Genomic DNA, 1,528 nt, shown 5'->3' on the forward strand with positions numbered 1-1,528 from the left:
CTGAGAGCTTGTGACCCTATGAGTTGCGGGCGCGCTATTTGGCTCGGTGGGACGATAGCAATCGGGCGGTAGGCCTCAAGGTTGGTGGGATTTGCTCACGCGGCTTGGGCCAGGAGCCTGTGTCCGGCGAGAACGTTGTTGGCGAGGGCAAACCAGCGCAGCACTGTGAGCACCTTTTCGCGACCTCGAACCGTGAACTGACGCAGGCCCCAATTGCGGAATCGGGCGTTGATGCATTCACCTGGCGCCCGGCGTTTGTAGACGGCCTTGCCGTGAGGGCTCTTCATTCGTCTGCGCCAGGCGGCCATGCCCGGGCCGTCATCTGGGCGCGGCGCATAGGGATCGGTCCCATGCTTGCTGTTGGCCGGCGGGCCATAGACCTTGATCCCTTGGCTGGCAGCCCATTCGATGTCCTCGTTCTTGTTGAAGCCGCCGTCGACGAGATAGCGCTTGGTGCGACCATAAGAGCCCGCAAGCCGCTCCTGCATCGGTCGCATCAGGCCTCGGTCCGAGCCAACATTGGTCACGTCCACGGCAATGGCGATCTGGCCGTCGGCAACGCTCGCGATCTGGCAGTTATAGGCTGGACGGAAGCCGCCATCGGCCATCTTCATGACCCGGGCCTGCGGATCCGTCGTGGAGGCGCGTGGTTCGGGGCGCTTGCTTCCCTTCTTCCTGTTGTTCCTGTTCTCGCGGCCGCGGCGTGCCCGATGCGCTTTGATCTCGGCAAGCTGCTCGAGTGCGACCGTAACACGCGCTTCGCGTTCATGGGCCGCACGGTCCTCCGCGGCCCGGATACGCCTGTTGCTGGCGTCGGGATCGTCGTCATTCTCTTGCCGCAGGTACTCGACCAGACGCTTGGCCTTCTTCAACTCCTTGTGCAGCTTCTTGCTGCGCCGGAAAGAACTTGCTCCGGCCGAGGCACGCACACGCACGCCATCCTGCACCACCTCATCGAGGTTGATCACGCCTGCGACCGAAAGCGAGGCAACGTGCTCCACCAGCAACTGCTCCAAAAGCTCCGGATGCGCCGTGTGGAACTCCGACAGGCTGTGATAGTTCACGCTCACCCCGCCGCACAGCCAGCGATAGGCATCATGGCTCTCGCATAGCCGCGCCAGCGCCCGGGCACTGCCGACACCCTGGCTTGTGGCAAACAGCCACAACGCCAATTGCAGGCGCGGGCTGACCGGTGCTTGCCCCGGACCATGCGCGCGAGCCCGGATGGTCCCTTCAAGCGCGCTCAGATCGAGCCTCTGGACATAGGCCCAGATCACACGCGCCGGATGCTCCGCCGGAAGCAGCGCCTCAAGATCAACCGCACGCAGCTCGACTTGATCGCGGACAGGCTCGCGAAGCCGCGGCTGCCCCGGCCACTCCCGCCCCGCCGGTTCAGCCTCAGGCAGATCATCAAACAGCGTCTCGCGCGACATCCCTGCCTCCATCGACCTTTGAAAGCAGAGAATCATTCGGCTCACCGTTCGGCAAACGGAAACGCGCCAAATCACATAGATTCACAGCCTCTGAG

General features: G+C 63.6%; 1 protein-coding gene. It reads right to left on the bottom strand.

Annotation, left to right across the window (positions count from 1 at the left end; all coding sequences use genetic code 11):
• Positions 1–95: 95 nt before the first annotated feature.
• Positions 96–1,433 carry an IS1182 family transposase gene (locus tag IVA81_RS25980; protein ID WP_247323222.1) on the bottom strand — a complete coding sequence of 446 codons (1,338 nt, stop codon included), beginning with the start codon at positions 1,431–1,433 and terminating at the stop codon, positions 96–98.
• Positions 1,434–1,528 lie beyond the last annotated feature (95 nt).

This window comes from Bradyrhizobium sp. 141, from assembly GCF_023074055.1.
In the GTDB taxonomy this organism is placed as follows: Bacteria; Pseudomonadota; Alphaproteobacteria; order Rhizobiales; family Xanthobacteraceae; genus Bradyrhizobium.